The sequence below is a fragment of the Maribellus maritimus genome (genome assembly GCF_022267315.1).
GTDB lineage: Bacteria > Bacteroidota > Bacteroidia > Bacteroidales > Prolixibacteraceae > Draconibacterium > Draconibacterium maritimum.
Genome location: NZ_JAIKLE010000052.1, coordinates 1 through 18,772, shown reverse-complemented (window position 1 = coordinate 18,772; position 18,772 = coordinate 1). Strand labels below are relative to the sequence as shown.

At 36.7% G+C, this 18,772-nt stretch carries 13 protein-coding genes, 1 pseudogene and 1 CRISPR repeat array; of the genes and pseudogenes, 7 read left to right on the top strand and 7 right to left on the bottom strand.

What is annotated here, in order from left to right:
• Window positions 1–334: 334 nt before the first annotated feature.
• Entirely contained in the window at window positions 335–556 is a 222-nt protein-coding gene (locus K5G00_RS30265) for a transposase (RefSeq protein ID WP_394800879.1), read from the bottom strand.
• Window positions 553–678, bottom strand: a pseudogene (locus tag K5G00_RS30260) (IS200/IS605 family transposase); the annotation flags it as partial. The pseudogene K5G00_RS30260 and the gene K5G00_RS30265, both read right to left, overlap by 4 nt.
• A 459-nt stretch (window positions 679–1,137) precedes the next feature.
• Between K5G00_RS30260 and K5G00_RS26540 the strand changes: the two are divergent.
• The 7 genes from K5G00_RS26540 (at window position 1,138) to K5G00_RS26510 (ending at window position 11,734) form a co-directional block, all read left to right on the top strand.
• Complete coding sequence (locus tag K5G00_RS26540; RefSeq protein WP_238769519.1) at window positions 1,138–1,719, top strand: RNA polymerase sigma factor; 582 nt, start codon at window positions 1,138–1,140, stop codon at window positions 1,717–1,719.
• Window positions 1,720–1,790: 71 nt separating this feature from the next.
• A complete protein-coding gene (locus K5G00_RS26535) occupies window positions 1,791–2,795 on the top strand; it encodes a FecR family protein (protein ID WP_238769518.1) in 1,005 nt (334 codons plus the stop codon).
• A 79-nt stretch (window positions 2,796–2,874) separates the two neighbouring features.
• On the top strand, window positions 2,875–6,393 hold the full coding sequence (locus K5G00_RS26530; protein WP_238769517.1) for a TonB-dependent receptor: 3,519 nt from the start codon (window positions 2,875–2,877) through the stop codon (window positions 6,391–6,393).
• Between the two features lie 10 nt (window positions 6,394–6,403).
• Entirely contained in the window at window positions 6,404–8,170 is a 1,767-nt protein-coding gene (locus K5G00_RS26525) for a RagB/SusD family nutrient uptake outer membrane protein (RefSeq protein WP_238769516.1), read from the top strand.
• A 132-nt stretch (window positions 8,171–8,302) separates the two neighbouring features.
• Entirely contained in the window at window positions 8,303–9,241 is a 939-nt protein-coding gene (locus K5G00_RS26520; protein ID WP_238769515.1) for a DUF6528 family protein, read from the top strand.
• Between the two features lie 653 nt (window positions 9,242–9,894).
• The gene (locus tag K5G00_RS26515) at window positions 9,895–11,118 is read left to right on the top strand and encodes a 6-bladed beta-propeller (protein WP_238769514.1); all 1,224 of its coding nucleotides are present in this window, start codon (window positions 9,895–9,897) and stop codon (window positions 11,116–11,118) included.
• Window positions 11,119–11,122: 4 nt separating this feature from the next.
• Window positions 11,123–11,734 carry a hypothetical protein gene (locus K5G00_RS26510; RefSeq protein WP_238769513.1) on the top strand — a complete coding sequence of 204 codons (612 nt, stop codon included), beginning with the start codon at window positions 11,123–11,125 and terminating at the stop codon, window positions 11,732–11,734.
• Window positions 11,735–12,231: 497 nt separating this feature from the next.
• On the opposite strand, the gene K5G00_RS26505 is transcribed toward K5G00_RS26510, so the two are convergent.
• The 5 genes from K5G00_RS26505 to K5G00_RS26485 form a co-directional block, all read right to left on the bottom strand.
• Window positions 12,232–14,754: a glycoside hydrolase family 3 N-terminal domain-containing protein gene (locus K5G00_RS26505; protein WP_238769512.1), complete on the bottom strand. Its 2,523-nt coding sequence runs from the start codon at window positions 14,752–14,754 to the stop codon at window positions 12,232–12,234.
• A 10-nt stretch (window positions 14,755–14,764) separates the two neighbouring features.
• The gene (locus K5G00_RS26500; RefSeq protein ID WP_238769511.1) at window positions 14,765–15,493 is read right to left on the bottom strand and encodes a LytR/AlgR family response regulator transcription factor; all 729 of its coding nucleotides are present in this window, start codon (window positions 15,491–15,493) and stop codon (window positions 14,765–14,767) included.
• Between the two features lie 9 nt (window positions 15,494–15,502).
• Window positions 15,503–16,549 carry a sensor histidine kinase gene (locus K5G00_RS26495; protein ID WP_238769510.1) on the bottom strand — a complete coding sequence of 349 codons (1,047 nt, stop codon included), beginning with the start codon at window positions 16,547–16,549 and terminating at the stop codon, window positions 15,503–15,505.
• A 632-nt stretch (window positions 16,550–17,181) separates the two neighbouring features.
• Window positions 17,182–17,475: a CRISPR direct-repeat array (repeat unit 32 nt; unit sequence AATTTTCAATTCCACTTTGGTACGATTGCGAG).
• 225 nt (window positions 17,476–17,700) lie between these two features.
• Complete coding sequence (locus K5G00_RS26490; RefSeq protein ID WP_238769509.1) at window positions 17,701–18,138, bottom strand: CRISPR-associated endonuclease Cas2; 438 nt, start codon at window positions 18,136–18,138, stop codon at window positions 17,701–17,703.
• A gap of 210 nt (window positions 18,139–18,348) precedes the next feature.
• Window positions 18,349–18,772, bottom strand: a 424-nt coding sequence (locus K5G00_RS26485) for a glycosylhydrolase-like jelly roll fold domain-containing protein (RefSeq protein WP_238769508.1), incomplete at its 5' end; no start/stop codon positions are given.

Sequence of the window (18,772 nt, the reverse complement as noted above, 5' to 3'; positions counted from 1 at the left end):
AAAGTATTCAGGCCTTAATACAGCATGAACAAAAACAGCAATATAAAACCCATTAGTACCTTGTTCCCAGCCGAGTGGCATAGTGGGACAAAGTTTGGAGAGAACCAGATTTTGATTTCAATTGCCATGTCCTCTTTTTGTGGGATAAAACGCATTTGTAAAATGGCCTTGTTCACAGGGAATGATGTAGCCTGGCTTTACTAAAATTGGATAAGGTAATAAAAGAGAATGTTATATCAGCCACATTGAAGCTTGGGGAAAACCCCTAAAAGAGAATATAATACCTTTACCCCTCAAAGAAGGGTAAAGTTTGTTGTCTCTGCAAATATTACCACTACTGACCTTCTCTTTTATCTTTATCTCCTTGAAATTTCACGTATCTTTTTATTATTTCTGCATCCAAACCAACCTTATCAACACAGTAGACTTTGGACCACAAATGATTGCCCCAATATTGCTTTTGTTTCAGGTCCTTAAACTTATTAATTACCTGAATATGGCCCTTCAAAATATCCATCAAATCAGATATGGAAACTTTGGGACAAACAATTATCAATACAATAGGTGAACATTGTCAAACCTCACATTGAGTTCTTCAAAAGCATAAGCTTTCTGACCTGAAAGCATCCGTAAGCAATTTCCAACTTCATTCTTTATTTCCCCTTTCAAAATTCTACACCTATATTTAGGTGTCTATACAATATGATAGGTACAATGGAATACTGCACGATAGAATTAAAATTTGCTTTGATACCAACTTTACATCAATAGGCTACACCGAATCACAAAAACCAGGTCACTTTACAATTCACATGTCACATAACGCATTCACCATAAAAAAAATTAAAGCACTTTTTTAATATAAACGATTATTTTTTTCTGAATTTGTTAAAATATCTCAATCTCCCACCTCATTAGTAAAATCATTGAAAACAAACTCTTCCATTCGGCCGAATTGATTTCTACATTGAATTAATTAACTGATTAAAAACTCGTATTCCTTCATTATTTCCATAGGCGTTTTATAACAGAGTGTATAGCTCCGGTTTTAACATTCATTTATTTATAATGTAATCCAACTGTATTTTTCAAAGTATAAGTTTGCTTCCTAACGAATATTAAAAACCAAATCGGTAAATGGAAACGCAAAACATTGTAAAAATACTTATAGAGCAACTAAATGGCGGTAGTGCACAAGCCTTCGACGAACTCTATAAGCTCTTTAGTCCACGCGTATTTTCATTCGCATTATCCCTGTCAAGAAACCAGACAGAAGCTGAAGACACTGTACAGGAGATATTTCTAAAAATTTGGGACAAGCGTCATGAATTATCACCTTCCGGTTCTTTTGAATCTTTTTTATTTACAATGAGTAAAAACACCATTCTTAATAATATCAGAAAAACCAATTACCATCATTTATTTCTGGAATATAAAAAGCACAGCACAAAGCCAGTATCTGCGCTCGATCAGGAACTAAATTACAACGAACTGGAAAACCTCTACAAAAAAGCCATTAATAAGTTGAGCCCACGAAAAAAGGAGATTTTCATCCTCAACCAGACACATTCTCTTTCTTACCCTGAAATCGCCGAAAAACTAGGCATTTCAACAAAAACAGTACGTAATCAAATAAATGCTGCATCTACAGAAATTCAACACTTTATAAGTAGTCTGGGTTTTAACGGAATGTTAATTCTATTCATATTTATTAAATAATCGTTAGGCGCATGGGCATTTTAGGTGGTTCGTGTGTGTAACACATAAATCAACAAAAAATGTCAAAATAGATGCACAAAATTCAGGAACTACTTGACCGGCTCCGTTTAAATCCGGTCGACAATGAACTAAGATCTGAAATAAGAAAATTACTCCGGGAAACCATTGAAGATGCTCAAACTTCGAAGCTATTAAAAGAGCATTGGAGTTTACTAAATACCGATTTATCTGAAAACGATCTGTCCAGACTGGATAAAATACTTGAAGAGATTCATGTAAAAACCAACATGAAATCGCCCAATAATAAAAAAAGGTACATCAATCGTAAAAAAATTATACAAATTGCAGCAACACTGTTGCTTCCAATTGCCATTTACGCTGGAATTCATTATTTCAAAAAAGCAGGGAACAATGAGCATATCGTACAAATTACTACTGAAATAACATATACAAAAACCAAACATTTCTTTCTACCAGACAGCACCGAAGTCTGGCTAAACTCAGAAAGCCAGTTAAACTATCCGGAGAATTTTGAAAGGCAGGAGAATCGTTTGGTTACACTCACCGGACAAGCCTACTTTAAGGTTTATCACGATGCTGCTCATCCATTTATTGTACAAACTTCACAAATTGACATACGTGTCCTGGGAACCTCTTTTGATGTTTCGGCTTATCCCAATGAACAAACCATCTCTTCTACTCTTGAAGAAGGCTCCATTGCTTTATATAACAAAACAGGAAACCAATTAGAAAAGTTAGTGCCCGGAGAGCAGGCTGTTTTCAACATCACCAACTCAACACTGGTAAAAAATAAAATAAAAACATCCGATCAAACGTCGTGGAAAGTTGGGAAACTAGTATTTCGCGACACTGGGATTACAGAAGTTGCCCGTAAACTGGAACGGCGCTTTGGATATTCTATTTCGATTGACCCGGAATTACAAAGAACCAATCCGACTTACACATTTACAGTCCAACATGAAAGCATAAATGAAATTTGCCGTTTAATTGAACTCTCTACAAACGCCAAAGCAACCATTAAAGACACACATATTTTCCTCGAAAAAATAGAATAATGGGTAGTGTTAAGGCCACTACCCATATACGAGTATTAATTAAAAATATAAAAACTAACACTTGTTAAAAAACAAAAGTATGAATTATTTACAGACACTAAAGTGCTGGCGGAGACTTCTAGTCAGAAACCACAAGCGACTGAAGTTAATAGCAGTTTTGGTACTGCTGTTTTCACAGTCGTATTTGTCGGTGAATGCAGCAACAAGCTCATTATTCCAGACAATCAACCTGAAAACAAAAGAATTGAAGTTATCCAAAGTACTTGAGTTAATTGAAGAAGAAACAAAATACTCCTTCTTCTATAACTCAAAGGAATTAAAACTTAATCAAACCGTTACAGTTGAAATTAAAGGAGAAAGTATTAACAAAGTTTTAGATAAAGTATTTAGAGGTACAAAGATTGAATACACCATTCAGGGAAACCAGATTCTTTTGTTAACAAAAGAAGAAAAAGGACTGCAGGAAAAACCGGTTGACGGAAAAGTAACTGATGAAAAAGGAAACTCGCTTCCGGGGGTTTCAATTATAGTAAAAGGCACCACCACAGGAACCGTAACAGACACAGATGGAAAGTTCCATTTAACACTACCGCCCAATGCTGAAACACTAATTTTTTCATTTATGGGAATGAAAACCCAGGAGATACCAGTTGATGGCAAAAGTGAATTTAGCATAGTAATGACAGATGAGTCTATAGGACTAAATGAAGTTGTTGCAGTTGGATACGGTACAATGAAAAAAGTAAACCTGACAGGCGCTGTTGACAGGGTTACGTCTGACGAAATTGGAGCTTTAAAAGCCAATACAGTTGGAGAGGCTCTTCAGGGACAGATTGCAAACATGAATGTGTCTGTTGCAGACGGAAAACCCGGAAGATCGGCTGATTTTAATATCCGCGGAACAACTTCCATTAACGGGGGAAATCCGTTAATTATAATAGACGGGGTTCCACAGTCGGGCAGCGACCTGAATAATATCTCCCCTCAGGACATTCAGGAAATATCTGTGTTAAAGGATGCAGCGTCAGCTGCTATTTACGGAGCAAGAGCTGCATATGGAGTAATACTTATAACCACCAAAAAAGCGAAAGCTGGTGATTTAAAAATTGAATATAACAACTACTTTGGATTTAGCAAAGCTACATGGTTACCCGATGTTTACGACGACCCTACTGACTATTTGAGCATTCAGGAAAATGAATTCAATAAAAATATAGGACACAAATATTATACGGATGCTCAGCTGGAATACCCTTTACAGGTAGCGGCAGATCCTTCACTGCCCCATGCAAAACTTGAAATAATCGGTGGCCGTTCAACTTTGTTACTTGGTGGTGAAGTTCATAATTATTATAAAGAATGGTTTAACAAATATGCACCAAAACAGAATCATCACATCAGCTTAAGCGGAGGAAGCGAGAAATTCCAGTATTATGTTTCAGGGGAATATAATTATGAGGAGGGTGCTTTAAAATTCAAGCCCGAAAAAGTAAACAGGTACACTTTGCGCTCCAATGTAACATATAATTTAACTGACAATATCAGTTTTTTCAACAATACCTCAATGGTTAAAAGAGATGAAGACTTACCCAACTTATATCTTTATAACTTTTGTTCAAACGTATGGCGTTTTATTGAAAACTCGAACCCGCTAATGCCCGAATATGTTGAAGTTGACGGAACAATGGTTCCTACAGATCTTGGATTCTACAGGGAATTTGTAACCAATCAATCGGATATAAATCAGGAGATGCACGATGTTTTAACGACATTTGGAACCGATATAAAACTTCTTAAAGGCGATTTGAATCTTCATGGTGATTTCAGCTACCAGTTTGGCCATACAAATAAACTAAGGTGGTGGGACAATACCGGTCCTTATCTTTCCAATTCATTTAACAACAGAAATACAGTTCTGGAAGCTTATTCTGATGCAGGTCCGTCTACTATATACCGTAGCATGTGGAATACCAAAAGAAACAACATAAATACTTATGCTACTTATAACAAAACACTGGGAAGCCACGAGATTAAATGGATGGTTGGTTTTAACCAGGAGAGTTACAAGTATCTCTATTTTTATGCCGAACGTACTTATCCTCTGTCAGGAGTTCCGCAACACGCATTAAATCTGGCAACAGGAGACACCAAAGTAAGCGACAACGACGATAAGAATGCTTCAAGAAGTGCATTCTCAAGGATCAATTATAACTACAAACAAAAATATTTACTGGAAATAAATGCCAACTACTACCTCACTTCAAAATTTGAGCAACAGAACAGAGATGCCATGTTTGCCTCTGTTTCCGGTGGATGGAGAATTTCTGAAGAACAATTTTTCACCCCAGTAAAAAATGTAATTAATAATTTAAAGCTCAGGGCATCTTATGGTTCTCTGGGAAATCAGGACATTGGCTCGTATGATTACTTACCCATCATGAGCGTGAGTCAATCAAATTATACACTTGAAGGTGACAGGGTGAACTATACAACATCCCCGGAACCTAAATCGGCAAACTTCACATGGGAAACATCAAAAACAATTGATTTGGGTATTGATTTTTCGATGTTCAAAAACCGCTTAAATACCACTTTCGATGTATATGAAAGAAAAACATCCAACATGTTATCTCCGTATCACTCGCTTCCTTCGGTATACGGAGCTACCGTTCCCAAAGAAAATATAGCTTCGTTAAGAAATCGGGGCTGGGAGCTTTCGGTGAACTGGCACGACAACTTTATTGTAAAAGGTGATGTGTTTAATTACGGCATACGCTTAAATTTATATGATTACAAAGCCGTTATAACCGATTATTACAATATGACCAATTACCTGGGAGACTATTATGTAGGGCAGGAAATTGGTGAAATATGGGGAGCTACAACTTTAGGTTTTTTCCAAACTGACGAAGAAGCTCAGAACGGCCCTCTTTCTATTACAAATTCATACAGAGCTTACGCTGCTGCCGGTGATATTAAATTTGCTGATTTAGATAACAATGGTGTTATCAGCAGGGGGGCATGGACTTTAGATGACCCGGGAGATTTTAAAATTATAGGGAATTCCACCCCCCGGTATCAATACGGAATAACTTTAAATGCTGACTGGAAAGGATTTGACATAAATGCTTTTTTTAAAGGAGTGGGTAAACGCGATATTTACCCGGGAGCAGAAGCTACCAATTTCTGGGGTTCATATAATCGAAAGTACCAAATATTATTAAAACATGTGGTTGAAAACCGCTGGACAGAAGATAACCCTGATTCTTATTTCCCCCGCCCGAAAGGTTACATCGCCCTGGGAGACAGAGACCTGGGCCTCCCGCAGACAAAATATCTGCAGGATGCATCGTATATCCGGTTAAAGAATTTAACCATCGGTTATACAATTCCTAAAAAAATATCAAGAAAAATAAAAGCACAACAGTTGCGAATTTATTTTAGCGGACAAAATCTGTGGGAAGCAACCAAACTGCATTTTTCACTGGATCCGGAAGGATTGCAAAAAGACCCTGACGGCTATAGCTCAAACCTGGGACTAGGAACTTCCTATCCTATTCAAAGAGTTTATTCATTTGGTATGGAAATTCACTTTTAAAATTTAAACCATGAAAAATAAAATATTTATTATACCAGTCCTTTTTCTTTTGTTATACTCATGTAATAACGATTATCTGGAGCTTACACCCGATACCAAACTCGGCGAATCAGCCGATTTTTTTGAAAGCGAAAGCGGGCTGGAAACATTTACCAACTCTTTCTATAGTTATATAGACTATGCAAAAATCACAGATGATTTCAACAGCGACAACTGCGAACGTTTTACTACACTTCCCACCATTCGTTCTGCCGATTATAATGTTCCTACTGCTTTGGGCAGCGGTGGCTGGGACTGGGAACAGCTAAGAAATATAAATTATTTCATTGCAAACTGCAGTGCATCAGGTATCGATGAAAATATAAAGAATGAATACCTAGCCATTGCAAAATTTTTCAGAGCCTGGTTCTATTTTGATAAGGTTCGTGATTTTGGAGATGTGCCCTGGTACTCACAACCATTACAAACCAATGATGAAGAATTGTTGTATAAAACAAGAGACAGCAGAACTTTGGTTATGGACTCTGTTGTAAACGATTTAGATTTTGCCATTCAATACCTCCCGGAAACCAGGTACAAAAACAAAGCTTCAAAATGGACTGCATTAGCTTTGAAATCCAGAATTTGTTTGTATGAAGGAACCTGGAGAAAATACCATAACGATGCCAGCTTGCCCGATGCCGATAAATTTATAAACTATTCAATGGATGCCAGTAAAGAATTGATGGATGCTGATGTATATAATTTATACACAACAGGTAATCCAAATGAAGACTATTTCAATCTGTTTCAGGCAACAAGTGTTAGTACCGACGAAGTAATTATGGCAAAATCGTGGGTGGAAGGCTCCGGATATTACTATACACCTTTGTTTACCTCTACTTCCAATGGAAACTACGGGGCTACTCACTCGATTATATCTTCTTACTTAATGGATAACGGTATAAGTTTCCAGGAAAAATACCCAAGTGCAGAAGAACGGGATACAATGTCATACTACAACGAGTTTCAAAATCGCGATCCCCGGTTAAATCAGACTGTTGTTTTTCCTGGCTATATAAGAATTGGAACGACCACAGTAGCCGTTAATGATTTTGCCGAGAATAGGACAGGTTATCAAATTATTAAGCGAGTAGGACCTCCGTCAGAAGATCAGGGAGCAGACTCTCGCGATAATATTATTATCAGATATGCAGAAATCCTGTTAAATTATGCGGAAGCAAAAGCAGAATTAGGAACACTTACACAAACAGATGTTGATATTACATTAAATGTAATTCGTCAGCGGGCAGGGCTTCCAAATCTATCTCTACCTGTTACCAATAATGCTGCATTAAATGAGGAATACAGCAACACTTCAGACCCTGTTATCCTGGAGGTTAGAAGAGAAAGACGTGTTGAACTGGCTTTTGAAGGATTCAGAAAAGACGATTTAATCCGTTGGGCAGAAGGGCACAGGTTCAGGGCTCAGTATTCCGGTATCTACATTTCAGGAATGAAAAAACTTATCGATCTTGATCAGGATGGGAATCCTGACTTGTATGTTTTAGGCGTAAATGACGATGTTCCTGACAATAAAGTAAGCGGAGTACAATATTTAAAATTAAGTGAAAACAATGGCCTGACAAACGGAACATCAGGAAGGATAGCGCCTTATTTAAACCGTTCGTTGCCGGAATTTGGAAATTGGGAATACTTAAACCCGATTCCCAGAGAAGAGTTAACACTCAATTCAAATCTGGAGCAGAATCCGGGGTGGGATTTATTGTACAAATAGAAAATACTATTGAATTTTTGTGAAAGAAGGAACGACAGAAAATTTCATGTTGTTTCTTCTTTTTAAATAGAAAAGCGATTTAGCAAATAATAAAAAAGTATATTTTCAAACAAATAATTAAAACCCAAAATAATGAATGCGATTCGCTCATTAGAAAGCTTTAGAAACAAAAAGATTTTTTTCAATCTAAATTTCTTTCTTATCCTTATTTTACTGGCATCTCTAACTGGATTTTTATCATGTAATAATGAGATAAAAGAAAAGAATTTGGTACTGGTTTGCGGCGATAGCAAAGTTTTGCTAACAAAAGCTGCAGCTAATTCCCAGGATACAGTTCCTGATATTATCTGGAGCTGGGATGCACATACAGCAACCAATCTTCCTCCTTTGTTTAACCCCAAAAAATTTAATACGATAGATGATTGTAAAGCTATAAATGGGGGTAAACAAATCTTAGTCTCTTCATCGTCAGGTGCTGTGGCCATGATTAATAAAGATGATAAAAAAATCCTCTTCTATGCAGAAGTTCCTAATGCACATTCTATCGAACTTTTACCCGACAACAAACTGGTTGCAGCAGCGTCTACAGCCAATAATGGAAATCGTTTAATGCTATTTGAAATTGCAAATCCTGCAAAGCTTTTGTTCTCTGACAGTTTATATTCTGCCCATGGTGTAATCTGGGACAAAAACAGGAATTCTCTTTTTGCACTGGGATATAAAACATTGCGTGAATACAAACGAAACAATAACCAACTTTCCCTTCTGGAAGAATGGAAAATTCCCGGTATAAGCGGACACGATCTGCAAATGCTTCCGGATGGAAAGCATCTTTTTGTAACAGAGCATACAGGTGCATGGATTTTTGATATTGAAAGCAAGAAATTCAGCAAGATAGATGGTTTTCCCGATAAAGAGAACATAAAAAGCATCAATCAAAACAAAGAGGGACGCTACGTTTTTACCATTCCGGAAGAAAGCTGGTGGACATATCACGTAAAATTTCTTAACCCGGAAGGAAACCTGTCATTTCCAGAGATGCATGTATACAAAGCACGGTGGTTTCAATGATATACCATCTGCACGTACAGAGCTAATTCCTCTTAATACTTTAAATAAACAACCACGCCCATTGGACGTGGTTGGGGATAACCCCTAAAATTTCTTTACCCTCAACAAAGGTAAAAGTTTGTTATCTCCTCAATTATTACTGGTGCCTAACAGAAAATGGATATACAACAAAAACCCGAACGATTAGTCAAAGAGCAGGCTAGAAGATTGAACAGATAAGTTAGAATAAGGAAAAAAACAATTAACAAGGAATAAGAAATACTCAAAGATATTGATTCATAAAGCTTAAAACAACAGTGAATTCCAAAAGCTGGAAGATTCCTATGTTATCAAAAGCACATTGTCTGTCTTTCTTATAACTACACTAATAATTTAGGTCAGTACATGCAAATCCAAGTCCTTATATACGATCCTATTTTGTAATAATTTTTTAATGAATAGTTTAATTATTATACAGCAAAAACCAATATTTTTATATTTATAATGTCAAGCAGTAAAGTGCCTTTTTGTGAAAGTCATTAGCTCCTCTTAGTTTGCTAATTGATGAAGCGAGCCTTTTTACGAATACCAAACAACATCAAAATAAGTAATGATTAACACAAAACCCCAATGGTATGTTTTTTATACCTTTCCAAGATCAGAAAAAATTGTTTATGAAGAGTTACTACGAAGAAAGTACGAGTCGTAAGATGAAATATACTACTTTATATTGTGTAATTATTTGTGGCTTAATCTTCTCTTACAAATTGTCAGGACAAGTAAATAGTCGTGTTAAACTGATTGACTTAACATCTGGTTTAACCAGTAGTGAAAAAACTATGAAATTGAGTGAAATTGCTGCAAAAGTCGAGTATATTTTCTTAGAAACAACCAACGAATGTTTAATGGATGATATTAAAAAAATCAGTATTGATGATAGTCTAGTATTTATCAGCGATAGTAAACAATTATTAATATTTAACAGTTCCGGAAAATTTATTGCCAATGTAGGTGGCATTGGCAGGGGCCCTGGCCAATATGTTAAGGTACTGGATTTTTCGATAGATATTTTGAAGGATCGAATATTTGTTCTAGACAGGTACTTACAGAAAGTAATTTGCTACGACTATAATGGCAATTATCAATACGATTTCAGGTTTCGAACGCCCTATCCAAGTAGTATAGAAGTAATTAATAATACTGGTTTGATAATAACATATGCAACACCCCTGTTTATTGATAATGGCAATTACTGTTTTGCTCTTTACTCATTTGACGGAAAATTTATAAGAAATAGTTTTAACAGGCAAAACGAGGCCGCGCAGCAAGCAATGGCGGAAGCAGGTCAGCACCGATTAAATTATTATTGCGATTCATTGACTTTCTGGGAAATACATTTAAATACAATTTATAGAGTTACTAATGGAGGAGATCTGTTTCCAAGATATACCATTGATTATAAGGGGTATAATAATGTAAAAAATCGGGGTTCTTTGGAAAAGGATAATCTCTTTTTTGCATATTTTATAGAATTTGAAAAGTATTTGTTTTTCATAAAAGGCATCCGTAATAATGAACTAAAACATATAATATATGATAAAAAAAAGGATGAAGCTATTAATTTCTGTTTGAAAACGGAAGACTTTAGACTAGCGTATGAGACAGCTTTTATTAATGATATAGATGGTGGATTCCCATTTTTACCTGTGGACGCACTCAAAGATGGAAGATTGTATTGTACGTTTTATCCTTATGAATTTAAGCAGCTATTAAAAAATTATCCACACAAGAGTATTGATATTACAAATATTGAGCAGAAAAACGATTTCTATAAAAAAATTGAAAATTCTAATGTTTTAGATAATGCGGTTATAATGCTTGTCACCGAAAAAAAATAACGAAATGAAAAATGAATATTTGAATATTGCAATAGTAACAGTATTGAGTATTCTTTCCGCTTTTTTAGTAGTTCTCTGCAAAAAGCAAAAGCGAAACGAAAATTTGATAGTAGCAAAAAACGAAATAGTTAGTGCTAAACTCGAAAACCTCCAGAACAAATGTCTTCTTGAGATTCTTGATAACTCTTTTCAATTTAATCCTGAAATGAGACTATCTACTGTTTATGAAGATACATTATCATTTATAGATATTCTTTCAAAAGAGCCCAAGCTTATTTTTTATTTCTCAGTATTGACTTGTGAATCTTGTGTACAGTCAGAATTATTAAGGTTAAAAGGAAAGTCAAAGGATATTGATTCTGATAATATTATCTTACTGGTCGCATATGAAAATATTAGATCATTATTTCTAATGTGTAGGTCGAATGAGGTAAATTATCCTGCCTATATTATTCTTGAAGATTCATTTGGGCTAAATGCAGATACCCAGCATTTGCCATATTATTTTGTCGCAGACGATTATCTTTGGATGAAAGATTTCTTTGTTATAGATCAAAATACTCCAGAGATAACTGATAAATATCTAGAGATTATTTTTTCTAAATATTTTCAATGATAACACATTGTGTTCTTTAACACTTATTTCTATTTAATTGGAAAAGAATTACTCTACTCTCAAGTTAACAATAACAAAATAATAGACGATTCTCAATTGTTTCACATTACATTTGCAACCTCTAACATTCCTACTCAGAACCACTATAAACCAAACACTTACACAGCACACTTTATACAGTAGCAGTCAGTAAGGAAAAAGCTAGTTGATATTATTCTCATGATATAATGAGGTTATTTCAAACATTGTTTTAACTGATACCGCTTCACAAAGTATAATTAAAAAATACTGAGGATTAACTATTTATAGCTGGATCCTTTTTAAAATATGACCAAGATTACTATCGTTGGCAGACGGTTTCAATCCTTGTTTTGCTGGATCGTAGTTGAGAAGGTTCTCAAAAAATTTTGCGCTTAAAGTCTTAGCTTACGTGCTACAACCAATCCTGATTACTCAACTTTTAGTAGATATATCAAAAGTTAAACCATCAGTAACACCTAATTTAATTGTGGTGGCTGACCTACAATTGGCGCTACATTATATTTTTCTGTTCGCTCGTCGCTGATTATACCAGACCAATTCAGACCAAATGCAAAGTCATAGCTATTGCCTTCATTGTCAGTATAACATTCCATATCTCTTGGCACATCCTCAAATTGCACCTCGACAGTCTCCATATTCGCGGGCATCTGAAGTGGCAGCAATCCGGAAGGCTCTACCTTCCCCGCTATAATCTCAAGAAATACCTCATCAGGCAACCAGGCAGACCGGCCACCACCAAATCCCACAAGGATTGCATCAACTTCGCTCTCGAATTCCCCAAAAACCATAGGACTTGATGCATCTACTGCAACAATGACTTTATCAGCCAGAGCCGAGATGTTCAGCACCAGGTCCAGATGACTTTCATTTGTTATGATTCCTGTCTTGCCATAATAGGAACGATTTTCCTTTATGAACTTCTTTGTTTCTCCCTCAGCCGATTGCTCTGATATCTCTATCATATCTCCCCCTAAAGACTCCTGACGCACAAATTCTGAATTGGCAGTATATGGCCGATATTGTAATGAAATTGGCAGATAGATATATTTCTCGCGCTCAGCTGCTATATCTTTAGATTCCACACCGTCATCCCTCATGCCTCCGGATTCCATAAATGTTGGATTTCCGTTTTGCGGACTGGTTATTCTTAGAACGGCAAAATCACATTCAGCTATTTCTTCTTTTGATGCACGTATAATATCGTTTGGAGATAAGGTTGGATTGCCTTTTTCATCAGCCGGGCCGGTAAACTTATCAGCCAGCGCATCGGTCACCACATCGTAATATTCTCCGGCTGCTTCAAGATTAAATCCCGGTTCGGCGGATGCAGGTGTCCTTCTCCACCCACCTGTCGCTGCCGAATATAACCGGGGAATATATACTTTGGGTCTTTCAGTTCCAGCTGATGCTTTATGAATGATGCCGCCGCTGTTCTTCAGCATTACGACCGATTTAAGGTGTGCCTGATGGCCGGCCGCTTCATGCTCAGGTTTTTTATAGGTCGATTCGGCAACTTTAACACTCAGATATGGATTGTCAACAATACCGATATTAAAGTGAGTTCTAAGAATCCTCTCCGTTCCTTTTTTCATGATTTTATCCATTTCAGCTTTACCCAGGTTGGCGCACCCAAGTTCATAAGATTCCATTGCAATATCAACACTTTCCTGCAAGCCACCACCTTCGCCTCCAAATCCATCACAACCCGCTTCCAGAATGGCTAGTCTTTTTTCAACCGGGCTTAAATCTTCAACGCCATAATTCTTGCTGGTAAGAATGCCAAAGTCAGTTAAAATATATCCGTCCCAGCCGTACTTTTCCCGCAACAAATCGTTGATTTTATATTGACTATAGCTTGAGCCTACACGCTCATCTCCCACCGGCGATCCATCTGCTTCAATTCCTACCGAATAGTTTGTCATGGCAGCCGATACCGTTTTGGTTTTCCCGGGCAAATCCATGCAGGCAAGAAATGGCAAAACATGTGTAAAAAACTGACCTCCCGGGAAAATGTTATATGCTCCGTCACGTGTGTGCGACTCACGACCACCTTCAGCGGCACCGTCTCCGGGAAAATGTTTCATCTGATTGTTTACACTATGTTTTCCCCAGCCCAGATCATTTCCTTCTTCATCGTAGGTTGATTGCCAGCCATTGATTACAGCCCTGGCCATATCCATCGACAGCGCAGGATCTTCGCCAAACGTCCCTGGAATTCGTTTCCATCGTGGTTCTGTTGCAAGGTCCATTTGCGTTGCGACCTGCATTGATATCCCCATTGCACGCCATTCTTCTGACATCATTCTGCCATATTGGGCTCCAATTTCAGGATCAAAGGTCGCCGCCATACCAAGATTACCTGGCCAGTTTGATACGTCTCCCGACCGGGGATCATCTATCCAAACCGCGGGAACACAGACTATTTCATCAAGGCTTTCAATATATTCCTGTACCATATTGTTCCAATTAACCTTTGTTTTTGCGTCAGCAGTGCCTCCACGGGGCGCCCGAAGTTGTCTGTAACCCAGATCCAGTGAATTTTTCATTACGGAGTCAAGTGAATCGGGATTAACCCTCCAGCCGCCAAAAGGATTCATTTTCATGCCCATCATCTGCTCAACCGAAATCTCATCGACCATGGCTTTCGCCCTTGTTTCAAAGTCAAGGCGCCAGTCTTCAAATTCATCCAGCAAGTTATTTCTATTGAGATCTTTAAATGCGTATCCATCCACCTGGATAAGTGAAAGCCCCGAAGTCATGGAATACCCAAGAGTAGTCCCGTTTTTATTGCTTACCATACTCCATCCTTCCGAAGTCTGTTTTTCTTCCCACTTAACATCGCCCGAACCAACAGGCTCAGTTTTTTGGGGATAACTATTCGTTTTACATGCGGTAAATAAAGAGGCTCCAAAAACCATCAACATTACCATCGTAAGTAAAGATCTTTCTGATGTATTAGTTTTTTTAGTTCGGTTCATTGGTTTAGTTTTATTTGTTAAAAAATGCTTTGTAATTAAGCTGCTCAAGCACGTTTTTCCGATAAGTTTTTCCGATGGGCAACTCCTTCTTCCCAATAAAAACACTCACCGGGCCAAAGCTTGTTATTCGCTTGAGAGAAACGACATAGGAACGATGTATCCTTAAAAAACCATTCTGTGACAAAAATTCTTCTACCGAAGAAACAGTGCATCTGCTGGTAATATTTCTGTCGTTGAGATAAAAAGTCAGGTTATCCCCCATGCTTTCTGCATATACAATTTCGATGAGCGGAATTTTGTGAATAAAACTTCTTTCCTGCAAATAAAGAAATTCTTCGCTTTTTTCAGCTTTACGTAAAAACTTGCTTCTTCCCTGGATATGATAAGCAAAATATTTTTCGACGGCCTGCGTTAAACGCCCGAATGAAATAGGTTTTACCAAATAGTCGAGTACACTCAGGTCGTAGCCTTCAAGCGCATACTGGCGGTAGGCTGTTGTAAAGATAACGGCAGGAGGATTTTTTAAGGATCTTAGTAATTCTGTTCCTTTCATTTCAGGCATATGAATATCAAGAAACATAAGATCAACTTTATGCGTATTCAGAAAATCGATTGCATCGACTGCATTTTCAACAGCCCCTGCAACTTCTACAGTACCAAACTTACTCAAATGCATCTTCAACAACCTGATTGCCAGAGGCTCATCATCTACAACCAGACACTGTACTTTTGTTTCCATAGTAAAATATTACACCCAAAATATTCTTAATTCTACCCCAAACAACCTGTTTTTTGAATTAATTTTAAGCTCGTATTTATCAGGATAAATCAGCTCAAGTCTTCTTTTTACATTGTTCAAACCTATACCTTCATTTTCAGGCTCCTCTTTTCCTTTTTTTTCAGGAACTGAATTGATTGCTTTTAAAGTAAGAAACTCAGACATGATACTTATTTCAATGTTAACCTTTGGTTTCATACGATCCTTACTCGCACCGTGTTTGAAACAATTCTCAATAAATGGCAGTAAAATAAGAGGCGCAATTTGGTGTTTATCAGCTTCTCCGTTTACCGCGTATGATAATTCCAGTCTTTCGCTATATCTCATTTTCTCGAGGTCAATATACCCCTCAACAATTTCCAATTCATTTGCCAGAGGGACAAACCTGATATTGCTCTTATAAATCATATAGTCAAGCAACTCTGATAATTTTAAAACAATATCTGCAGCTTCTTCTGACTTTAGTAAAATTAATGTATATAGATTATTTAACGTGTTAAACAGAAAATGAGGATGTATCTGTGCTTTTAAAAAATTGAGTTCAGCGGCTATTTTTTCTTCAAGCATTTTTTTATTTTTCTGTTCCTCGCTGTACCATCTTTTAAAAATGTAGATGGCAGAGGCTATGCCTGGCAAAACATAATCTGACGCGGCTTTACTGAGAATCCTGGTCAAATCGAAAAAGTTATTTCTCGCAAAAGAAATATTTTCAGGAAAAGGGTTAGTATAATAGATGGAAGCACGAACAATAATTCCGTACAAAAAAAAGTGAATCAGTACCAAAATCCCAAATATCACATACTTCTTCTTTTTTACCAGCGGAAGTAGTAGGTAAATAAAAGCATAAGTACCTATCATTTTGGCAGGTAATTGAATGACATTGATAATAAACTCCCGATAGTATTCTCCCCTGTACCCGGCATAAATGAGCCAGAATACTAACAATACAACCACCCAAAACAGGACATGCCACCAAAAACGATACCTTAAAAATATTGGAGTATGATTCTTTGTCATCTTAACACATAATCTTTTTAAACTTAATTCTTGTGTTGCAAACAAACAAATTCCTGCGATGAATAATAAACAAACTACGATGTATGGTACTAAATACACACAGTTCGGATTTAATATTGTTTTTTATGAACTAAGCAGAGTAAACTTAATTTTGAAAAAACTTCCAAACGTCGCAATCAGAAGGACATTCATCGCAGGAACTTGATTTTATACTCAATATCTTTTAGGTTTGAACCAATCAGATTATGTCGAAAAAAACAGGTGCAAAACCCGATTTGCTGAAACTATAGTTATTGATATAAAAAAAGTGAAGATATGGTTTAGTTTGTTAGGGAAAAAAAAATTCACTTGCAAACTTTGACTCCCCGGAGAGACCGGGGAGTTTTTTATGCTCTCCGAAATTATATTGCCGGAATTACTTCTCCTGAGCAAAAATAATCTGAATTAATTATTGCAAGTAGTTTTTGTATTCAGTTTTTGAGGCTTTATTTCTGGCTTAAAATTCTCAAATCGAATAAATTTAATAATTTGGGATTGTAGGCAAATTATTTGTTAAACTGAAAAAACCGGTCAAAGTGACCACCCTTCTACGATTTGAGTTGGTTTTATTTGTTCTGAACCGGAGAACCTGGAATTTTCAATTCCACTTTGGTACGATTGCGAGAGTAATCCCCACTTATTACATCGTTTGTTGCAATCCATTTTCAATTCCACTTTGGTACGATTGCGAGAGCTAGAAAAAGCACAGCAAAAGCAAAAATTAGCAATTTTCAATTCCACTTTGGTACGATTGCGAGAAGCGGAAGCCGCGACGGAATGCTGGCTGTTGAAATTTTCAATTCCACTTTGGTACGATTGCGAGCCACTTCCCTAATACCAGGTATTCCATCTGGTAATTTTCAATTCCACTTTGGTACGATTGCGAGTCTTTCGACGACTCAAAAAAAATAGTTCATTTTCAAGGAACTACGTTTTTCAAAAATAGTATTTTAATATGAATTTGTTGTCGATCCTCCAAACCGTATTTTGCCCGGAGGATCGACAAGTATATATAGATCGCTTATTTTCAATATGTCAAAGAACCTTGTAGATGTAATTGATTCATAAAACCTGTCAGATTAAAACGAAATCTCGTACTTCGACAACTTAACCTATAGAAATGTGTCCAGGTTTTGCCGCTCTTTCCCAACAATTTCTTTGTCAAGCCACTTCTCCTGTCGGGTTTTAAAAATGATTAAACTGTCATCTTCTTCATCCATAATCTGCAAAGCTTCATATTTTAATTCCAGTAACTTTGCTTCAGTAATTTCTCTCAATTTCTTTGGTTCCTTCTTTGAATTACCCTTTGCATCCGGTTCTTTTATTTCAGTAAAATAATCAATCTCCCAAACCAACCGGGCATGTATATTTTGGATGAAGGAGCGTTTCATTGTTTCATCTTCAATAGAATAAAATTTCTGAACTAAAGCTGGCTCTATTTTCTCAGAGACTTGTTGTATATTTTGATAACAGAGTGTTGTTTCAAAGTCTTCTCGTTTCTGTAGAAAATCAAGCAGCAATTCAATGGTATTTTCAGGGTTATTTTGCATTGTTCAGGATATTAATATTGATTTAATCTATTGGATTGATGACTATCTTTTGGTGACATAGGCAATCCTTCAATAACAATAATCAGAGATCCGGTTGCTGAGCGCTTTTAAAATAACCTCGTTCTTTGTCACTATTTATTGAATTATTGTTTAAATTATATCTTTAAGTATATAACGATCCTATGAACATGAAAAAACAAAAAACTCATCTCAGTTTTTTATAATATAGAATCTCACCGGTCCTATTAATCCACTTTCTCTTAGAGGAGAATCCATCGATGGTCCGCTTATCGTCCATGTCTTTCTGTTTTCTTCCTGCTGCCCTGCATCATAAACAAGTCGGTTAAACCAGGAGCTTGTCACTTCAACGGTAAGGTCGTTCCTTCCTTGTTTTATTGCTTCGCTGATATTCAAACGAAATGGCGGTGACCACAGCGTTTGTAATTCTTTTCCGTTTAACGATACAACTGCAATCATTTCTACCTTTCCTAAATCCAATAAATAATCCGTTTCGGGTTTTATTTCATCTAAATTGAAAGAAACAGAATAGGTTGCAGAACCTGAGAATGCCTTTCCTTCAGGGGAAATCCCAAGGTCTTTCCACGCTTCCAAGCTATCCATCTGAATGTTTTCG

Bases quoted from the DNA above. Each gene is read 5' to 3' on its own strand.
- K5G00_RS26540 (WP_238769519.1), top strand. From the start codon at position 1,138: ATGGAAACGCAAAACATTGTAAAAATACTTATAGAGCAACTAAATGGC.
- K5G00_RS26535 (WP_238769518.1), top strand. From the start codon at position 1,791: ATGCACAAAATTCAGGAACTACTTGACCGGCTCCGTTTAAATCCGGTC.
- K5G00_RS26530 (WP_238769517.1), top strand. From the start codon at position 2,875: ATGAATTATTTACAGACACTAAAGTGCTGGCGGAGACTTCTAGTCAGA.
- K5G00_RS26525 (WP_238769516.1), top strand. From the start codon at position 6,404: ATGAAAAATAAAATATTTATTATACCAGTCCTTTTTCTTTTGTTATAC.
- K5G00_RS26520 (WP_238769515.1), top strand. From the start codon at position 8,303: ATGAATGCGATTCGCTCATTAGAAAGCTTTAGAAACAAAAAGATTTTT.
- K5G00_RS26515 (WP_238769514.1), top strand. From the start codon at position 9,895: ATGAAGAGTTACTACGAAGAAAGTACGAGTCGTAAGATGAAATATACT.
- K5G00_RS26510 (WP_238769513.1), top strand. From the start codon at position 11,123: ATGAAAAATGAATATTTGAATATTGCAATAGTAACAGTATTGAGTATT.
- K5G00_RS26505 (WP_238769512.1), bottom strand. From the start codon at position 14,754: ATGAACCGAACTAAAAAAACTAATACATCAGAAAGATCTTTACTTACG.
- K5G00_RS26500 (WP_238769511.1), bottom strand. From the start codon at position 15,493: ATGGAAACAAAAGTACAGTGTCTGGTTGTAGATGATGAGCCTCTGGCA.
- K5G00_RS26495 (WP_238769510.1), bottom strand. From the start codon at position 16,549: ATGACAAAGAATCATACTCCAATATTTTTAAGGTATCGTTTTTGGTGG.
- K5G00_RS26490 (WP_238769509.1), bottom strand. From the start codon at position 18,138: ATGCAAAATAACCCTGAAAATACCATTGAATTGCTGCTTGATTTTCTA.